Origin of the sequence: Thalassovita mangrovi, assembly GCF_009857745.1 — a bacterium.
Classification (GTDB): Bacteria; Pseudomonadota; Alphaproteobacteria; order Rhodobacterales; family Rhodobacteraceae; genus Thalassobius; species Thalassobius mangrovi.
The window spans coordinates 684,904-702,927 of record NZ_WWEN01000003.1; the positions used below are offsets into that span (position 1 = coordinate 684,904).

The 18,024-nt window shown below is 64.7% G+C and carries 19 protein-coding genes; 14 read left to right on the forward strand and 5 right to left on the reverse strand.

Annotated elements, in window-relative coordinates; translation table 11 throughout:
* The first annotated feature begins 2 nt into the window (after positions 1–2).
* A complete protein-coding gene (locus GR167_RS09765; RefSeq protein ID WP_160973273.1) occupies positions 3–854 on the forward strand; it encodes a C40 family peptidase in 852 nt (283 codons plus the stop codon).
* 93 nt (positions 855–947) lie between these two features.
* On the opposite strand, the gene GR167_RS09770 is transcribed toward GR167_RS09765, so the two are convergent.
* Positions 948–1,292 (reverse strand): DUF2794 domain-containing protein, encoded by a 345-nt coding sequence (locus GR167_RS09770; protein ID WP_160973274.1) that lies wholly within the window; start codon positions 1,290–1,292, stop codon positions 948–950.
* Positions 1,293–1,395: 103 nt separating this feature from the next.
* Complete coding sequence (gene paaZ, locus GR167_RS09775) at positions 1,396–3,417, reverse strand: phenylacetic acid degradation bifunctional protein PaaZ (RefSeq protein ID WP_370741284.1); 2,022 nt, start codon at positions 3,415–3,417, stop codon at positions 1,396–1,398.
* Between the two features lie 113 nt (positions 3,418–3,530).
* On the opposite strand from paaZ, the gene paaI reads away from it, so the two are divergent.
* The 5 genes from paaI to GR167_RS09800 all read left to right on the forward strand — a co-directional run bounded on the left by paaI (position 3,531) and on the right by GR167_RS09800 (position 8,132).
* On the forward strand, positions 3,531–3,959 hold the full coding sequence (gene paaI / locus GR167_RS09780; RefSeq protein WP_160973275.1) for a hydroxyphenylacetyl-CoA thioesterase PaaI: 429 nt from the start codon (positions 3,531–3,533) through the stop codon (positions 3,957–3,959).
* 36 nt (positions 3,960–3,995) lie between these two features.
* Positions 3,996–5,306, forward strand: coding sequence for a phenylacetate--CoA ligase PaaK (gene paaK / locus GR167_RS09785; protein WP_160973276.1), 1,311 nt, complete (start codon positions 3,996–3,998; stop codon positions 5,304–5,306).
* Positions 5,307–5,882 carry a TetR/AcrR family transcriptional regulator gene (locus tag GR167_RS09790; protein ID WP_160973277.1) on the forward strand — a complete coding sequence of 192 codons (576 nt, stop codon included), beginning with the start codon at positions 5,307–5,309 and terminating at the stop codon, positions 5,880–5,882.
* Between the two features lie 278 nt (positions 5,883–6,160).
* Complete coding sequence (locus GR167_RS09795; protein WP_160973278.1) at positions 6,161–7,291, forward strand: S-(hydroxymethyl)glutathione dehydrogenase/class III alcohol dehydrogenase; 1,131 nt, start codon at positions 6,161–6,163, stop codon at positions 7,289–7,291.
* A 130-nt stretch (positions 7,292–7,421) separates the two neighbouring features.
* Positions 7,422–8,132, forward strand: a complete 711-nt coding sequence (locus GR167_RS09800; RefSeq protein ID WP_160973279.1) for an NYN domain-containing protein — start codon at positions 7,422–7,424, stop codon at positions 8,130–8,132.
* A 9-nt stretch (positions 8,133–8,141) separates the two neighbouring features.
* Here GR167_RS09800 and GR167_RS09805 read toward each other — a convergent pair whose 3' ends face one another.
* Positions 8,142–8,768, reverse strand: a complete 627-nt coding sequence (locus GR167_RS09805) for a TetR/AcrR family transcriptional regulator (RefSeq protein WP_160973280.1) — start codon at positions 8,766–8,768, stop codon at positions 8,142–8,144.
* Positions 8,769–8,884: 116 nt separating this feature from the next.
* Between GR167_RS09805 and mbfA the strand changes: the two genes are divergently transcribed.
* The 7 genes from mbfA to GR167_RS09840 all read left to right on the forward strand — a co-directional run bounded on the left by mbfA (position 8,885) and on the right by GR167_RS09840 (position 14,885).
* Positions 8,885–9,859, forward strand: coding sequence for an iron exporter MbfA (mbfA, locus tag GR167_RS09810; RefSeq protein WP_160973281.1), 975 nt, complete (start codon positions 8,885–8,887; stop codon positions 9,857–9,859).
* Between the two features lie 310 nt (positions 9,860–10,169).
* Positions 10,170–11,093: an AEC family transporter gene (locus GR167_RS09815; protein ID WP_160973282.1), complete on the forward strand. Its 924-nt coding sequence runs from the start codon at positions 10,170–10,172 to the stop codon at positions 11,091–11,093.
* A 64-nt stretch (positions 11,094–11,157) separates the two neighbouring features.
* Positions 11,158–11,988 carry an S-formylglutathione hydrolase gene (fghA, locus tag GR167_RS09820; protein WP_160973283.1) on the forward strand — a complete coding sequence of 277 codons (831 nt, stop codon included), beginning with the start codon at positions 11,158–11,160 and terminating at the stop codon, positions 11,986–11,988.
* Positions 11,985–12,437: a YaiI/YqxD family protein gene (locus GR167_RS09825; protein ID WP_160973284.1), complete on the forward strand. Its 453-nt coding sequence runs from the start codon at positions 11,985–11,987 to the stop codon at positions 12,435–12,437. Before fghA ends, GR167_RS09825 begins: the two co-directional genes overlap by 4 nt.
* Entirely contained in the window at positions 12,434–13,054 is a 621-nt protein-coding gene (locus GR167_RS09830; protein WP_160973285.1) for an HAD family hydrolase, read from the forward strand. Before GR167_RS09825 ends, GR167_RS09830 begins: the two co-directional genes overlap by 4 nt.
* On the forward strand, positions 13,051–13,968 hold the full coding sequence (locus tag GR167_RS09835) for an ornithine cyclodeaminase family protein (RefSeq protein ID WP_160973286.1): 918 nt from the start codon (positions 13,051–13,053) through the stop codon (positions 13,966–13,968). The genes GR167_RS09830 and GR167_RS09835 overlap by 4 nt, the downstream gene beginning before the upstream one ends.
* Positions 13,965–14,885, forward strand: coding sequence for an alpha/beta fold hydrolase (locus tag GR167_RS09840; protein WP_160973287.1), 921 nt, complete (start codon positions 13,965–13,967; stop codon positions 14,883–14,885). Before GR167_RS09835 ends, GR167_RS09840 begins: the two co-directional genes overlap by 4 nt.
* A 25-nt stretch (positions 14,886–14,910) precedes the next feature.
* Here GR167_RS09840 and GR167_RS09845 read toward each other — a convergent pair whose 3' ends face one another.
* Positions 14,911–16,149, reverse strand: a complete 1,239-nt coding sequence (locus GR167_RS09845; RefSeq protein WP_160973288.1) for an MFS transporter — start codon at positions 16,147–16,149, stop codon at positions 14,911–14,913.
* Between the two features lie 149 nt (positions 16,150–16,298).
* Between GR167_RS09845 and zapE the strand changes: the two genes are divergently transcribed.
* The gene (gene zapE, locus GR167_RS09850; RefSeq protein ID WP_160973289.1) at positions 16,299–17,354 is read left to right on the forward strand and encodes a cell division protein ZapE; all 1,056 of its coding nucleotides are present in this window, start codon (positions 16,299–16,301) and stop codon (positions 17,352–17,354) included.
* A gap of 91 nt (positions 17,355–17,445) precedes the next feature.
* On the opposite strand, the gene GR167_RS09855 is transcribed toward zapE, so the two are convergent.
* Positions 17,446–17,832: a DUF302 domain-containing protein gene (locus tag GR167_RS09855; RefSeq protein WP_160973290.1), complete on the reverse strand. Its 387-nt coding sequence runs from the start codon at positions 17,830–17,832 to the stop codon at positions 17,446–17,448.
* Positions 17,833–18,024: the final 192 nt, after the last annotated feature.

Sequence of the window (18,024 nt, forward strand, 5' to 3'; positions counted from 1 at the left end):
CAATGGACAAACGTCTGATCCCGGCCAATTCGCGGGTGGCCGCCGCATCCTTGCGCGGGCAGGTCGAGGCCCCGCTTTACACCGAGGGCGAAAGGCGGCTGGTGGCGCGCGCGGTGGTCGATATGCTGAACGCGCCGCTGGGGCGGCGCGAGCGGCAGCTGGTGATGGGCGAGGCGGTGCAGCGATTCGAATCGCGCGACGGCTGGGCCTTCGTGCAATGCGAACGCGACGGCTATGTCGGGTACCTGCGGGCACAGGACCTGGAGGATCGCCGCCCGACCACCCACAAGGTCACCGCGCGCTCGACCCATGTCTATTCGGCACCGCATTTCAAATCGCCCGAGCGGCTGTCGCTGAGCCTGGGGTCGAAGCTGCGGGCCACCGGCGAAGAGGACGGGTTTTTGGTGCTGGCCGAGGGCTATGTCCCGCTGCAGCATGTCCAGCCGCAGGATCATTTTGGCTCGGACCTGGTGGAAGAGGCCGAGGGCTATATCGGCGTTCCCTATCTGTGGGGCGGCAACAGCATCTGGGGCATCGATTGTTCCGGGCTGGTGCAGGCGGCCTGCCTGGCCTGCGGCATCGATTGCCCCGGCGACAGCGATCAGCAGGAGGCCGGTCTGGGCCGGTTGCTGCCCGCAGGGACCAAGCCGCGGCGCGGCGATCTGTTGTTCTGGAAAGGCCATGTGGCGCTGGTCGCCGGGCGCGGGCAGATCCTGCATGCCAATGCCTATACGATGACGGTGGCCTATGAGGATTTGGAGGCCGCGATCGTGCGGATCGAGCAACAGGGCGACGGGCCGGTGACGGCGCATCGCCGGTTACCGAAGCCGAAAGGGGCGCAGGGCGAAGGCTAAGCGCCGTTTCGGGTTTGAGGGGCAAGGATTTTCGAAAATCCTTGCTCAAGCGCCTTTGAAGGCACTTTCAAGCCGTTTCGAAACGGCTTGGGTTCATTCCACCGCGCGGATCAGCTTGCGTTCCAGCACCCGCAGCACCGATTTCAGGTCCTGGCCGCGTTTGAGCACCTGCCCGTCGATGCCGACGACCGAATACTGCCCCTGCTTGTTGCGCAGCTTGGGGCGTTTTTCGATCCGGTAGAGCGGGTTTTCGGCGGTGCGGCGGAAGATCGAGAACACCGCCATGTCGCGCAGGCAGGAAATGCCGTAATCGCGCCATTCGCCGGCGGCGACCATGCGGCCGTAAAGGCCGAGGATGATGCCCAGTTCCTTGCGGTCGAAGGCGACTTGTTCGGGAATGCCCTGTCTGGGAAAGGGCGTGGGGTTCTGCACCGTCATACAGACAGATTTGCGCCAAAGCGGGCGCAAATCAAGGGGTTTGGGCCGGGGCGGGGGGTGGCCGGGCCTGAACGGCCCGGCCAGCGTTGTTCTTTGTCGCGCCTCAGCGCTCGTAGCTGACCATGGTCAGCAGTTCGTATTCGGCGACCTGATCACCGTCCTGGTTGGTCAGCGTCACGTTCCAGGCGACCTCGCCATAGGCGTCGGTGCGCTTGGTCTTGCGCTTGCAGGTCAGGCGGACCTTGATGCTGTCGCCGGGGCTGACCGGTTTCTGGAAGGACAGGCCATTGAGGCCGGTATTGGCCAGAACCGGACCCGGATCGGGCTGCACGAAGAGCCCCGCCGCGAAGGACAGCAGCAGGTAGCCATGCGCGACCCGGCCGGGAAAGAACGGGTTCGCCTTGGCCGCTTCTTCGTCCATGTGGGCATAGAAGGTGTCGCCGGTGAAATGGGCGAAATGTTCGATATCGTCGAGCGTGACCGTGCGCGGATCGGTGTGGAGGGTTTCACCGATGACGATCTCATCGAAGGTGCGCTGGAACGGGTGCTGCGGCCCGGTGGTTTCCGCCGCGCCCTTGATCCAGGTGCCGGTGATGGCGCTGATCATGTCGGGGCTGCCCTGGATCGCGGTGCGTTGCATGTAATGCAGCACGCCGCGCACGCCGCCCAGTTCCTCGCCGCCGCCCGCGCGGCCGGGGCCGCCGTGGACCATGTGGGGCAGGGGCGAACCGTGGCCGGTCGATTCGTCGGCCGAGGCGCGGCCGTTGATGTAGATGCGGCCGTGCCAGGCGGCGCTGCTCAGCGTGACGTCGCGCGCGACCTGCGGTTCATTGGTGAACAGCGAGCTGACCAGCGACCCGCCGCCGCGATTGGCCAGCTCGGCGGCATGGGCCAGGTCGCGATAGGGCAGCAGGGTGGACACCGGGCCGAAGGCTTCGACCGAATGCACCACCGTGGCCGCGTCGGGATCGTCGCAGGCCAGCAGGGTCGGCGGCAGGAAGGCGCCGTTCGCGAGGTTGTCCGACAGCGCATCGGGGCCGCCGCAGATCACACGCGTTTCCGGCGCGAGCTGGGCGAGCTTTTCCAGCACGTCCGCTTTCTGATCCAGCGAGGCCAGCGCGCCCATGCGGGTTTCCTTGGACGAGGGATCGCCCAGCACGATATTGCCGAGCTTGTCCGACAGCGCCTTGGCCACCGCTTCCAGCTGCGATTCGGGCACGATCAGACGGCGCATGGCGGTACATTTCTGCCCCGCCTTGGCGGTGATTTCGCTGGTCGCTTCCTTGATGAACAGCGCGAATTCCGGGCTGTCCGGATCGGCATCGGGGCCGAGGATCGCGGCGTTCAGACTGTCCTGTTCGGCCAGGAACCGGGTCGAGTTCTTCACCAGATTCGGGTTCGACCGCAGCATGGTCGCGGTGTCGGCGGAACCGGTGAAGCTGACCACGTCCTGCGCGCCCAGCCGGTCCAGCAGGTCGCCGGTGCGCCCGACGATCAGCTGCGCCGCGCCCTCGGGCAGCAGGCCCGATTCGATCATCATGCGGAAGCAGGCCTCGGTCAGGTAACTGGTCTGGGTCGCCGGTTTGACGATGGCGGGGACGCCCGCCAGCAGGGTCGGGGCGAGCTTTTCCAGCATCCCCCAGACCGGGAAGTTGAAGGCGTTGATATGCACCGCGACGCCCTGCAGCGGCACCGCGATATGCTGGCCCAGGAAGGTGCCCTTGCGCGACAGCTGTTCGACCTCGCCGTCGATATAGACATGGCCGTCGGGCATTTCGCGCCGCCCCTTGGAGGCGAAGACGAACATGGTGCCGATGCCGCCGTCGATGTCGATTGCGCCGTCGCGGCGGGTGGCGCCGGTTGCTGGGTTGAGCGCGTAAAGTTCTTCCTTGCGGGTATCCAGATAGGTGGCCAGCGCCTTGAGCATCTTGGCGCGTTCGTGGAAGGTCATCGCACGCAGGGCCGGGCCGCCTTTGGTACGGGCGTGATCCAGCATTTCTTGCATGTCGAGCGCGGCGCCGCCCGCCACGGCGATCGGTTCACCGCTGACCGGGCCGATGATGGTGGTGGCGGTTTCGCCCGGCGCGATCCAGCGTCCGGCGGCGTAGCTTTCGGGTTTCAGCATATTCAGCTCCTCCTGTTGGCGCGCATCCTGCGCCAAAGCGGAGAGGATTTCAACACTATTGACCGACCGGTCGGTTATGTGTCAGGGTTGCCCCGGGAGCGAGGAGGAAAGCCATGACGCCGCAAGAACGCGCCGAGCGCAGTGCCGAACAGATGTGGTCGACCGACAAGGCGACGCAATTTCTGGGGATGGAGATCACCCATATCGCCCCGGGCGAGGCGGTGATGACCATGCGGGTGCGCGACGAGCACCTGAACGGGCACCATATCTGCCACGGCGGCTATATCTTCACCCTGGCCGACAGCGCCTTTGCCTTTGCCTGCAACAGCTACAACACGCTGGTCGTGGCGCAGCAAAATTCGATCACCTATCTCAGCCCCGGCAAGGCCGGCGAGCTTCTGACCGCCACTGCGACCGAAGTGTCGCGCACCGGCCGGTCGGGCGTTTACGACGTGGTGGTGACCGGCGAGGACGGCCGCAAGGTTGCACTGTTCCGGGGGCTGTCGCGGCAGATCTCGGGCCAGCATTTCGAGGAAGACTGACGCCTGCCGAAGGGCGGCGTTAAGGGAGGAATTCACATGGAAGACCTGTCACCCAAACCGGGCGATCTGGAACATATCGAAACCGCGTCGCGCGACGAAATTTCGGCGCTGCAGCTGCAGCGGATGAAATGGTCGCTGAAACACGCCTATGACAACGTGCCGTTCTACAAGGAAAGCTTCGACAAGGCCGGGGTGCATCCCGACGACCTGAATTCGCTGTCGGACCTGGCGAAGTTTCCCTTCACGGTGAAGCAGGACCTGCGCGACAACTATCCCTTCGGCCTGTTCGCGGTGCCGCGCCAGCAGATCGCGCGCATCCATGCGTCGTCGGGCACCACCGGGCAGCCGACCGTTGTCGGTTACACCAAGAACGACCTGGATATGTGGGCCAGCGTGGTGGGCCGGTCCTTGCGCGCCTCGGGCTTGCGGCCGGGCGACGTGTTGCACAACGCTTACGGTTACGGGCTGTTCACCGGGGGCTTGGGCATCCATGGCGGGGCCGAACAGATGGGCCTGACCGTGGTGCCGGTATCGGGCGGCATGACCCAACGCCAGGTGCGGGTGATCGAGGATTTCGGCGCCACCGGCATCACCGTGACGCCGTCCTACGCTTTGTCGATCCTCGACGAATACGCCAAGCAGGGGCTCGACCCGCGCAAGAGCCCGCTGAAAGTGGGGATTTTCGGCGCCGAACCCTGGACCAACGCGATGCGGCTGGAGATCGAGGACGCCTTCGACATGCACGCGGTCGACATCTACGGCCTGTCCGAAGTGATCGGGCCCGGCGTGGCGAACGAATGCGTCGAAACCAAGGACGGGCTGCATATCTGGGAAGACCACTTCTACCCCGAAGTGATCGACCCGGAAACCGGCGAGGTCCTGCCCGATGGCGAGCTGGGCGAGCTGGTCTTCACCTCGCTGAGCAAGGAAGCCTTCCCGATCATCCGCTACCGCACCCGCGACCTGACCCGGCTGTTGCCCGGCACCGCGCGAAGCATGCGGCGGATGGAAAAGGTCACCGGGCGCAGCGACGACATGATCATCCTGCGCGGCGTCAACGTGTTCCCGACCCAGATCGAGGAACAGCTGATGACCGTCGAAGGCCTGGCGCCGCATTTCCAGATCGAACTTGCACGCCCCGACCGGATGGACGAAATGACCGTCCATGTGGAACTGTCCGATGGTGCGTCGGTCGATATCGTCGAAACCGCCGCCAAGGACCTGAAGGGCAAGGTCAAATCCAACGTGGGCATTTCGATCAAGGTCAACGTGGCCGAGCCGGGCAAGGTGGTGCGCAGCGAAGGCAAGGCCGTGCGGATCATCGACAACCGCCCCAAGGAGAGCTGAATGGCGCGCGGACTGGCACGCGATCACGATGAAAAACGGGCGGCGCTGAGAAAAGGCGCCGCCGCCTATTTCGCCACGCATGGGTTCGACCGCGCCTCGATGACCGGGGCGGCGAAATCCTGCGGCGTGTCGAAGGCGCTGATCTATCATTACTGGGCGTCGAAGGAAGACCTGCTTTACGACATCCTGGACGAACACCTGACCGAGCTTGCCGAGGTGGTCGAAGCGGCGCGGTCGGAGGGAATGCGCGGGCTGATCCGGGTGATCCTGGAAGCCTACGCCGATGCGGATGCCGAACATAAGCTGCAGCTCGACGCGCTGAGCGTGCTGCCCGAGGACAAGCAGGTGCCGCTGATCGGGGCGCAGCGCCGGCTGGTCGAAACCATGTCCGACGCGGTGCTGCAGGAAGCGCCGCAACTGGGCGATGATCCCGACCGTTTGCGCGCCGCGACGATGAGCGTCTTCGCGGTGCTGAACTGGTTCTACATGTGGCACCGCCCGGGCAAGGGGCTGAGCCGCGAAGCCTATGCCGAACTGGCGGCGGATTTCGCCATCGGCGGGCTGAAGGCGCTTTAAGCATCGGAATTCGGACGGAGGAAGCCCCGGCGCGCGGCGGGGCACTGCCCGAGCGCGCGCTCGGGCGTCCCCCCGCGGCGCAATCCGCCGCTTGATGTCGGGTTTGACCCTTGCCGCGCCCGCCGCGTCCTCTAGGTTGCCTCCGAGAACGGATCGATCAATCCGAAGCGCCCGGCCTGGTTCATCGACAAATTCGATGGACCCCATCGAAGACGCTTTTGTTGATCCTTCACCGTATCTGGGGCAGTTTGCCCGCAGCAATTATTGGAGGACGCGAGATGCGCACTACAGCAGCCGTCGCACTTGAAGCAGGCAAGCCGCTTCAAGTGATGGAAGTGAACCTCGAAGGCCCGAAAGCGGGTGAGGTTCTGGTCGAAATCAAGGCCACCGGCCTGTGCCACACCGACGAATTCACCCGTTCAGGCGCCGACCCGGAAGGGATTTTCCCCTGCATCCTCGGCCATGAGGGCGCGGGCGTGGTGCTGGAAGTGGGCGAGGGCGTCACCACGCTGAAGCCCGGTGATCACGTCATTCCGCTTTACACGCCCGAGTGCCGCGAATGCCCGTCCTGCCTGTCGGGCAAGACCAACCTGTGCACCGCGATCCGCGAAACCCAGGGCAAGGGGCTGATGCCCGACGGCACCACCCGTTTCTCGATGCTCGACGGCACGCCGATCTATCACTACATGGGCTGCTCGACCTTCGCCAATCACACCGTGATGCCGGAAATCGCGCTGGCCAAGGTGCGCGAAGACGCGCCGTTCGACAAGATCTGCTATATCGGCTGCGGCGTCACCACCGGCATCGGCGCGGTGATCAACACCGCAGGGGTCGAAATCGGGTCGACCGCGGCGGTGTTCGGTCTGGGCGGCATCGGTCTGAACGTGATCCAGGGCCTGCGCATGGCGGGCTGCGACATGATCATCGGCGTCGACCTGAACGACGACAAGGCCGAGATGGCGAAGAAATTTGGCATGACCCATTTCGTCAACCCGTCGAAATCGGACGTGCCGGTGGTGCAGCAGATCGTCAACCTGACCAAGCGCGGCGCCGACCAGATCGGCGGGGTGGATTATTCCTTCGACGCCACCGGCAACGTGCAGGTGATGCGCGACGCGCTGGAATGTTCGCATCGCGGCTGGGGCGTGTCGGTGATCATCGGCGTGGCGCCGGCGGGGGCCGAAATCGGCACCCGTCCGTTCCAGCTGGTCACCGGCCGGGTCTGGAAGGGCACCGCCTTCGGCGGCGCCAAGGGCCGCACCGATGTGCCGAAATTCGTCGACTGGTACATGGACGGCAAGATCGAGATCGACCCGATGATCACCCACAAGCTGACGCTGGAGGAGATCAATCACGGCTTCGAGCTGATGCATGAGGGCAAGTCGATCCGCGCCGTGGTGGAATACTGATCAGGTAGCTGATAGCGGAACGCGGCGGCCCCCCGGGCCGCCGTTTTTCTTTGCGGGAAAGCGATCGGTTTCTGCCGGGCGGTTTTTGCCCTAGTGTGGCACACTGACAAAGCGGAATGGGAGGACCCCGATGGAAGACAAAAGCGCAAGCCAGTTGCTGGCGGTCCTGATCGACGCCGACAACACATCGCCGAAATGGACCAAGGCCATTTTCGATGAAATCGCCACGCTGGGCGAAGCCTCGGTGCGGCGCTGCTATGGCGATTTTTCCAGCCAGCAGATGAGCGGCTGGAACAAGGTGCAGGCCGAATTCGGTCTGGTGCCGCATCACCAGCCGGCCAACACGGTGGGCAAGAACGCCAGCGACATTGCGCTGGTGATCGACGCGATGGACCTGCTGCATTCGGGTCGCTTCGACGGCTTCGTCCTGGTGTCGAGCGACAGCGATTTCACCCGCCTGGCCAGCCGCATCCGCGAACAGGGGCTGAACGTCTACGGCATCGGCGCCAAGAAGACGCCCGAAGCCTTCCGCAAGGCCTGCCGCCGCTTCATCTTCCTGGAAAATATCGGCGAGGCGCCGCAGCAGGCCGGCGCGGCGGTCTCGAAGGCGCCGGCATCGGCCGATGCGCGCGACCTGATCCTGAAAGCGATGGATGCGATCGGGCAGGAAGACGACTGGTACACGCTGGGCCAGCTGGGCCAGTATATCACCCAGGCCAATCCCGATTTCGACGTCCGCAGCTATGGCAAGAAGAAGCTGAGCGACCTGGTGGCCGAATTCCCGATTTTCGAAGTCAAGAAGACCGGCGGCAACCAGTTGATGGTGCGGCGCCGGGATTGAGGCCGGTAATCAGGCCTCGGCGCCGTAGCGGGCCATGAACATGTCGACCGCGCCGTCCACCACCCGGTCGATTTCATCTTTCGAAAATTCGGTGTCGATGCCGAAGATCAGGCGCGGGAAGATGTCGACCTTGCACAGTTCGATGAACTGGTCGGCGGCGAGATCGAAATCCTCGATCCGCAATTCGCCGCGGGCGCAGCTGCCGCGCAGGTAGTCGCCCAGCCGCTGCCGCCCCATCATCGGGCCGGTCTGGTAGAATTCGCGGCCCAGTTCGGGGAAGCGTTCGGATTCGCCGACGCAGATCCGGAAGATGCGCTGCGAAAACTCCGAGATGAGGATTTCGATCATCTTCTGTCCGGCGAGGTGCAGGATCTTGCGCGGCGGCGCGTTGAAATCGGCCAGGTCCAGCGCTTCGTCGGCCTGCCTGTCGCATTCGCAGCGCGCCACTTCCATGAACAAAAGCCGCTTGTCAGGGAAATAGCTGTAAAGCGTCGCCTTGGACACGCCCGCGACCTTGGCGATATCGTCGACGCTGGCGCCTTCGAACCCGTCGGTCATGAACACCTGCCGCGCCCCCTGCAGGACCTGTTCGAACTTGCGTCCGGTGCGGATGACGGCTTTGGTAGTGGTGGTCATGGGCGTCCTTTGCTTGGAAGAGCGACTATAAACTGATCGGTTCAGTTTCAGCAAGGCGCGACTTGCAGGCCAGACCGGAACCGGATAACTTAGAATCGTTCTAAAAGAGGTGAGCCATGCGTTTTTCCATTCAGCGGCGGCATTTCAAGGATCTGAGCGAACAGGAAATCCTGGCCCTGGCGATTTCGTCGGAGGAAGACGACGCGCAGATCTATCGCAACTATGCCCAGCGGCTGCGCGCCGAATATCCCGATTCCGCGAAACTCTTCGATGCGATGGCGGCGGAAGAGGACGAGCACCGCCAGCTGCTGATCGACCTGCATGATCAGCGGTTCGGCCCGGTCATCCCGCTGATCCGGCGCGAACACGTGGCCGGCTATTACGCCCGCCGCCCGGTCTGGCTGATCGAAAATCTCGGCCTCGACCGGATCCGCGAAGAGGCCGAGGCGATGGAACACGACGCCGAACATTTCTACCTGGCGGCGGCCAAGCGCACCACCGACGCGGCGACGCGCAAGTTGCTGGGCGACCTGGCGGCGGCCGAGGCGGGCCACGCGCATCACGCCGAGGGTCTGGCGGAGGAAATCCTCGACGAAGACACCCGCGGCGAGGAAGACCGCGCCGCGCACCGGCAATTCGTGCTGACCTGGGTGCAGCCGGGGCTGGCGGGACTGATGGACGGGTCTGTGTCGACCTTGGCGCCGATCTTTGCCACCGCCTTCGCCACCCAGGACACATGGACCACCTTCCTGGTCGGGCTTGCCGCGTCGGTCGGCGCGGGGATTTCCATGGGCTTCACCGAAGCGGCCTCGGATGACGGCGAATTGTCGGGCCGCGGCTCGCCGACCAAGCGCGGCTTTGCGTCGGGCATCATGACCATGGTGGGGGGCTTGGGCCACGCGCTGCCCTATCTGATCCCGGATTTCTGGACCGCGACGGTGACGGCTTTCATCGTGGTCTTCCTGGAACTTTGGGCGATCGCCTGGATCCAGAACAAATACATGGATACGCCGTTCTGGCGCGCCTCGATGCAGGTGGTGCTGGGCGGGGCGCTGGTCTTCGCCGCCGGTGTGCTGATCGGATCGGGCTAGGGGGCGCTGCCCCCGTCGCGGCAAGCCGCGACTCCCCCGGGATATTTGAAAACAGAAGAAGTGATAGGATCACCCCCTGCGCTGGAAACGAAACGCAGGGGGCTTCTCCTGTTGCGGTCATCGGCGTCCCCGCCTGTACCGCCTGTCTTGCCTAGCGCATTAACGTTAATGCTTCGTTTCTTCTTCTGTTCGGAAATATCCTCGGGGGTGAATTGGCCGGAGGCCAAGAGGGGGCAGACAGCCCCCTTTCCCCGCCCGCAACAAGCGCAATGGGATTTGACCGGGCGCCAAGCCGTGCTAGGCAGTCGCCATGATTGAAATCTTTCTCAAGACGCTGCCGTTCTTCCTGATCATCGGATTGGGCTATGGCGCAGGGCGGATGCGGTTTTTCCCCGAGGAGGCCACCGCCTGGCTGACCCGCTTCGTGTTCTATTTCGCGCTCTCGGCGATGCTGTTCCGGTTCTCGGCCAACCTGTCGCTGGGCGAGATCTACGATACCGGTTTCGTGCTGGCCTACCTTTGCGGCACGGCGGCGATTTACCTGCTGGCCACCGCCATCACCCTGCTGCGCGGGCGCGGGATCGAGGAGGCGGCGGTCGAGGCGCAATGCGCGGTGATCGGCAATGTCGGGTTTCTCGGCGTGCCGATGCTGGTGCTGCTCTTGGGCGAACAGGCGATCGGGCCGGTCATGCTGGTGCTGGCGGTGGACCTGATCGTGTTCGGCAGCCTGATCGTGATCCTGATCACCGGGTCGCGCGACGGGCGGGTATCGCTGGGCGTGTTGCGCACCGTGGGGCTGGGGCTGCTGAAGAACCCGATGATCGTGTCGATCGCCGTCGGGCTGAGCTGGGCGGCGCTGCAAATCCCGATCCCGGACCCGCTGAACGAATTCGTGTCGATCCTGGGGGCTGCGGCGACGCCGGGGGCGCTGTTCGCGATCGGCGCTTCCTTGGCATCGAAATCGGCCGAGCGGCTGACCACGGCGGGCTGGCTGTCCTTTTGCAAGCTGGTGCTGCATCCGGCGGCGGTGGCCGTTGCGGCGCTGGTCCTGTTCGAGGTGGAGCGCTATGCGGCGGGCGTGATGATCGCCGCCGCCTCGCTGCCGGTGGCGGGCAACGTCTATATCCTGGCGCAGCATTACGGGGTGGCGCCGCACCGGGTGTCGGCGACGATCCTGATTTCCACCGCTTTGAGCATTTTCACCGTTTCGGCGGTGATTGCCTGGATCGGCTAGCGCATAAGCTTGCCGCGCGCCCGGTGCTGGGTTAGCCATGGGGCAAACCGGATCGGAGGGCGCGATGGAAACCATTTCTGAAAACAAATGTTTCGGCGGCATGCAGGGGGTTTACAAGCACCCGTCCAAGGCCACGGGGTGCGACATGACCTTCGGGCTGTTCCTGCCGCAGGAGGCCGAGGATCATCCGGTGCCCGTCCTGTGGTACCTGTCGGGGCTGACCTGCACCCATGAAAACGCCATGGTCAAGGCGGGCGCGCAGGCCTGGGCGGCCGAGCAGGGGATCGCGCTGGTCTTCCCCGATACCTCGCCCCGGGGCGAGGGCGTGGCGGATGACGACGCCTACGATCTGGGTCAGGGGGCGGGGTTTTACGTCAACGCCACCCAGGATCCCTGGGCGCCGCATTTCCGCATGTGGGATTACGTCGCCGACGAACTGCCGCGCCTGATCACCGCGAATTTCGATATCGACGAGGATCGACAATCGATCACCGGCCATTCGATGGGCGGGCACGGGGCGCTGACGCTGGCGATGTCCTTGCCGGGGCGGTTCCGCTCGGTGTCGGCCTTTTCGCCGATCTGCCATCCGACGGCCAGCGATTGGGGTAAGAAGCAGCTGGGCGCCTACCTGGGCGCGGATGAAAGCAAATGGGCGACGCATGACGCGACGCTGCTGATGCGCGACAAGGGGCTGGATATCCCGCTTCTGATCGATCAGGGCACCTCGGATCAGTTCATCGACCTGCTGATGCCCGAAGCATTGGCCGAGGCCGTCGCCGCGCGCCGGGTGCCTGCCGATCTGCGGCTGCAGAAGGGATACGATCACAGCTATTTCTTCGTCTCCACCTTCATGGAAGACCACGTGACCTTCCACGCCGAGGCGCTGTACGAATGACCGTCTACATCGACGCCGATGCCTGCCCGGTGAAAGCCGAGGCCGAACGGGTCGCGACCCGGCATAAGGTGAAGATGGTTCTGGTCAGCAATGGCGGTATCCGGCCACCGGCGAACCCGCTGGTCGAAACGGTGATCGTGCCCGAAGGCCCGGACGTGGCCGATATGTGGATCGCCGACCGGGCGGGGCCCGGCGACGTGGTGGTGACGCAGGACATTCCGCTGGCGGCGAAATGCGTGGGCAACGGGGCGCTTGTGCTGAAACCCAATGGCGAGGCGCTGACCGAGGCCAATGTCGGTAACGCGCTGGCCACCCGCGACCTGATGTATGACCTGCGCGCCGCCGATCCGTTCCGGCAGGGCGGCGGCAGGGCCTTTTCCAAGGCGGACCGGTCGCGGTTTCTCGATGCGCTGGAACGGGTGCTGCGCAAGGCGAAGGGGGCGGGATGATGCCCAAGGCGGTGGTTTTCGATATCGGGCGGGTGTTGATCGAATACGACCCGGAACGGTTCTATGACGCGGCCATCGGGCCGGAGCGGCGCAAGGCGCTGTTCGATGCGGTCGATCTGCATGGATTTAACCTGCGGGTGGACCGGGGAGAACCGCTGCATGACACGATCGGCGAGGCGGCGCGGGCGCATCCCGAGTTCGGCGAGGAAATCGGTCTTTGGGCCAGCCGCTGGATCGAAATGGCCAGCCCCGAAATTCCGCACTCGGTGCGGGTGCTGCGGGCGTTGAAGGCCAAGGGCATCCCGGTTCTGGCGCTGAGCAATTTCGGCACTGAGACCTTCGAAATCGCGCGGGCGCATTACCCGTTCCTGGACCTGTTCGATCAGCGCTACGTGTCGGCGCATCTGAAGGAAATCAAACCCGATCCGGGCATTTACCACGCGCTGGAACAGGGTAGCGGGTTCGCGCCCGGGGACTTGCTGTTCACCGATGACAGGCCCGAAAATATCGATGCGGCCAAGCGGCGGGGTTGGCGGGTGCATCTGTTCGAACACCCGCAGGGCTGGGCCGATTGCCTGGTCGATCATGGATTACTGAGCAAGGAGGAAGCGGCATGAGCATTCCCATTATTCCCTTCGACGAGGGCGAGGCGCTGCTGGACTGGCTGGATTTCATCGAGGCCCTGGCGGCGGGTCACAAGCTGCCCAAGGCCGAGGTGGCGGACAGTTTCCTCTATCGTGGCGAAGACACGCTGCTGAACCGGGCGGCCTGGATCGATGGGCTGGGTCTGGCGGTGAAATCGGCCACCGTGTTCCCCGGCAATCCGAAACAGGACAAGCCGATGGTCAACGGCGGCATGGCGCTGTACGGCGATCGCGACGGCATGCTGGAGGCGATGGTCGATTTCCACCTGGTGACCAAGTGGAAGACCGCCGGAGACAGCCTGCTGGCGGCGACCCGGCTGGCGCGGCCCGACAGCCGCAACATCCTGATCATCGGCGCGGGCACCGTCGGGCGGTCCTTGCGGCAGGCTTACGGTGCGGCCTTCCCGATGGCCGAATTCACCGTCTGGAACCGGACCGCGGCGAATGCCCGGTCGATGGCCGAGGATTTCCCGGGCATGACAGTGGCCGAGGATCTGGAACACGCGGTGCGCCAGGCCGACATCATCACCAGCGCCACGATGAGCACCGAACCTAATCTGAAGGGTGCATGGCTGCAGCCGGGGCAGCATGTCGACCTGATCGGCGCCTATCGCCCCGACATGCGCGAGGCCGACGACGAGGCGCTGCAGCGCGCCCGGGTCTTCGTCGACAATTTCGGCACCACGATCGGCCATATCGGCGAAATCGAGATTCCGCTGAAAACCGGCGCGATCAGCCGCGATCACCTGGTGGCGGATTATTACGATCTCGATGCCTTCAAACGGCAATCGGATGACGAAATCACCCTGTTCAAGAATGGCGGCGGCGCGCATCTGGACCTGATGACCGGGCGCTATATCCTTGACCGCTGGCAGGCGGCGCGGTGACCTGGGTCCTGATCCTTGTCGCGGTCGTGCTGGCCGCGCCCTTCTTGCGCGAGGCGCTGCGCCCGCGCATGGGGGCGCAGGCGCGGCAATCGGCACCGGGGCAGTTCGCGGAGCTGTCGCAGGGCGTCACCCATTACATCTGGCAGGGGCCTGAAAACGGCCCGGTCGTGGTGCTGGTGCACGGGCTGACCACCCCTGCCTTCGTTTGGGGTGGTGTCGCCGAAGGGTTGGTCGAGCAAGGATACCGGGTGCTGAGCTACGACCTCTATGGGCGCGGCTATTCCGACCGGCCCGGTGGCGCGCAGAACCGCGCCTTCTTCCTGCGCCAGTTGCAGGACCTGCTGAAGGATCAGGGCGTCGCGGACGGGTTCACGCTGGTCGGCTATTCCATGGGCGGGGCGATTTCCGCCGCCTTCGCCGCCGCCCATCCCGGCCGGGCCGGGGGGCTGATCCTGCTGGCCCCGGCGGGGACCGAACCCTTGCTGGACCCGACGGCGCGCTTCGTGCGCGGGGTGCCGGTGCTGGGCGACTGGTTGATGCTGACCAGATTCCCGAGCGGCCATCGCAAGGCGACCGAGGCCGAACGCGACCTGCCGACATCGGTGCCCGGCATCGTCGATCTGCAACAGGCCGAGCTGCGCTGGCGCGGCTTCATCCCGGCTGTCCTGTCATCGCTGCGCCACATGCTGGGCCAGGTGCAGGAGGAGGATCATCGCGCCATCGCGGCTTCGGGCCTGCCGGTGCTGGCGATCTGGGGCGCCGAGGACGTTACGATCCCGATCCGCGCCAAGGCGGCGGTGGAGCGCTGGAACCCCGCCGCGCAACACGTGGTGGTCGCGGGCGCAGGCCACGGCGTGACCTATACCCACACGGGCGAGGTGATGGCGGCGATGCAGGCGTTTCTGGCGGAAAGCTAGGGCGCGGCCCTTCGTTGCGCCTGCCTCAGGCCACCGCTGCCGCCCGCTTTTCCCGCACCGGCAGGTGAATGAGCGCCGAAAACGCGCCGACGCCGACCCCGATCCACCAGACGGCCTCGTAAGAGCCGTAAAGGTCATACATCCGCCCGCCCAGCCAGACGCCCATGAAGCTTCCCAGCTGGTGGCTGAAGAACACGATGCCGTAAAGCGTTCCCATGTAGCGCAGCCCGTAGAGATGCGCGATCAAACCGGATGTCAGCGGCACCGTCGCCAGCCACAGCGCCCCCATCGAGACCGAAAACAGGATCACCGTCGCGGGCGTCATCGGGGTCAGGATGAAGGCGGCGGCGACGAAGGTGCGCAGCGTGTAGATCCCCGCCAGCAGGTATTTCTTGGAATAGCGGTTGCCGAGCCAGCCGGCGAACAAGGTGCCGCCGATATTGGCCAGACCGATGAGCGAAATCGCCACCGCGCCAAGCGCCGAGGTCGAGGTGATGCCGACCGAATGCAGCACCCCGCCGGGCAGGATCGGGCCGCACATTTCGGTCACGAAGGCGGGGAAATGCGCGGTGATGAAGGCCAGCTGATACCCGCAGGAAAAGAACCCGAGGAAGATCATCGCATAGGACGGATCGCGCGCGGCGCGCAGCAGGATCGCCCCCATGCTTTCCTGCAATTCGGCCTTGGTGGCGACCGGGGTCGGCGCCCGCATCAGCGGCAGGAACATCAGCACCAAGAGGATCGAGGCCGCGAAGGCGAGGAACACGTTCTGCCAGGACATGAAGCTCAGCAGGTATTCCGCCAAGGGCGCGCCGAACACCTGCCCCGCCGACCCGGCGGCGGTGGCGATGGCAAGCGACATCGACCGGTTTTCGTCCGAGGACGCGCGGCCCACTACGGCCAGGATCACCCCGAACCCAGTGCCCGCGATGCCGAATCCCACCAGGACCTCGTACATCTGATGCGCCTGCGGGGTCGTTGAGAACGACGACAGCACCAGCCCCAATGCGTAGGTAAGCGCCCCCATCACGATGGCGCGGCGGTCGCCCAGCTTCTCGGCGACGGCGCCGAAAATCGGCTGGCCGATGCCCCAGGCCAGGTTCTGGATCGCGATGGCGAGGCTGAATTCGCTGCGCAGCCAGCCGAATTCCTCGGCGATCGGGATCTGGAACACGCCGAAACTGGCGCGGATGGCGAAACCGGTCAGGATGATGATGCAGCCCACGATCAGGACCGGGTTCATCAGGGGGGTGCGCTGTTGCATCGGGGGCTCCTCTTCGCGGCGGAGTGTGTTGGCAAAGCGGCACGGGGTCAATTCACCATTCGGCATACGGAACGTCACGAAACGTGAACGGTATGCCGTGGTGGACTTCGCCCCTTTCGCTTGCCCCATGCTTTGGTTATGTCGATGCCATGACCCGGATTCAGGACATATATGCTTCCCGCGCCGCCGCTGGCGAACTGCACCACGACCCGGCGCAGGAAGCGGTGCTGCCCGAACTGGACCGCATCCGCGCGGCGCTGGACAAGCCGGTGAAGAAGGGGCTGTTCCGCAAGCCGCCGGAACCGCCGAAGGGGCTTTACCTCTGGGGTGGGGTCGGGCGCGGCAAGTCGATGCTGATGGACCTCTTCGTCGAAAGCCTGAACGTGCCGGTGCGCCGGGTGCATTTCCACGCCTTCATGCAGGAAATCCAGGACGGGATTCACCAGGCGCGGCAGCAGGGCGTCGAGGATTCGCTGGCCCCGGTGGCCGAAAAGGTCGCCAAAGAGGTCAAGGTCCTGGCTTTTGATGAGATGCAGATCACCGACATCACCGATGCGATGATCGTCGGCCGGCTGTTCGAGATCCTGTTCAAGGCGGGCGTCGTGGTGGTGACCACCTCGAACCGCGTGCCGGACGACCTGTACAAGAACGGGCTGAACCGGCAGCTGTTCCTGCCCTTCATCGGCATGCTGAAGCAGAAGATGGTGGTCTGGGAACTGATCAGCCCGCGCGATTACAGGCAAAACCGGCTCAGCGGTGCGCCGGTCTATTTCACCCCGGTCAACGACGACAGCCGGCAGAAGATCCGCGAAGTCTGGGAACATCTCAGCGGCGGCGAGGCGGAAAAGCTGGTGCTCAAGGTCAAGGGGCGCGAGGTGGAAATTCCGCAATTCCGCAACGGGGTGGCGCGGGCCGGGTTCTATGACCTGTGCGGAAGGATGCTGGGCGCGGGCGATTACCTGGCGCTGGCCGAGGCGGTGAAGGTTCTGATCCTCGAAGACATCCCGCGGCTGGGCCGCAGCAATTTCAACGAGGCCAAGCGCTTCGTCACCCTGATAGACGCGCTCTACGAGGCGAAGGTGCGGCTGATCTGTTCCGCCGCCGACGTCCCCGAAAGCCTTTATATCGAGGGCGAGGGCGTGTTCGAATTCGAACGCACCGCCAGCCGGTTGCGCGAAATGCAGTCGGAAGACTGGGCCAGCTGATCTTCCTCAGCTCTTCTTCTGTTCAGAAATATCCCGGGGGTTTGGGGGCTGGCCCCCAATCCGCCCTTCCTGCGGCACTACCCGGCCCGGATCAGGCCGCGTCGACCGCGGTTTTCAGCATGTCCCGCACCTGACCGGCGACGCGGTGAAGCTCCGCGTTGTCCACCGCCGCCATCGACGCGACCGGATCGATCGCGCTGACTTCGGTGCCGCCCTCGACTTGGCGTAGGATGACATTGCAAGGCAGCATCGCGCCGATCCGCGCTTCCAGACCGATGGCTTCCCACGCCATCTTGGGGTTGCAGGCGCCAAGGATGCGGTAGCCGTCCATGTCCTGGTCGATCTTCTTCTTCATCGTGGCCTGCACGTCGATTTCGGTCAGAACGCCGAAACCGTTTTCCATCAGCGCCGCGCGCACGCGTTTGTCGGCGTCGTCGATCGCGGTGCCCGCAAGCAGGCGGTCATAGGTGTAGGCCATATCGAATCTCCTGAGCTGTCATTCGCCCTGTCCGGCCAGCTGATGGTATCGCAGGCCGCGGCGATGAAAAGCGAGGGGATCGTAAACTCGTCGTGAGGGCGAGGATTGGGTTTCGCGGAAAACTGTCGCCCAAAAAAGAAAGGGGGCCGTTGGATCGGCCCCTCTTTCCTGTCCTGCCTGTCAACCTGTCGA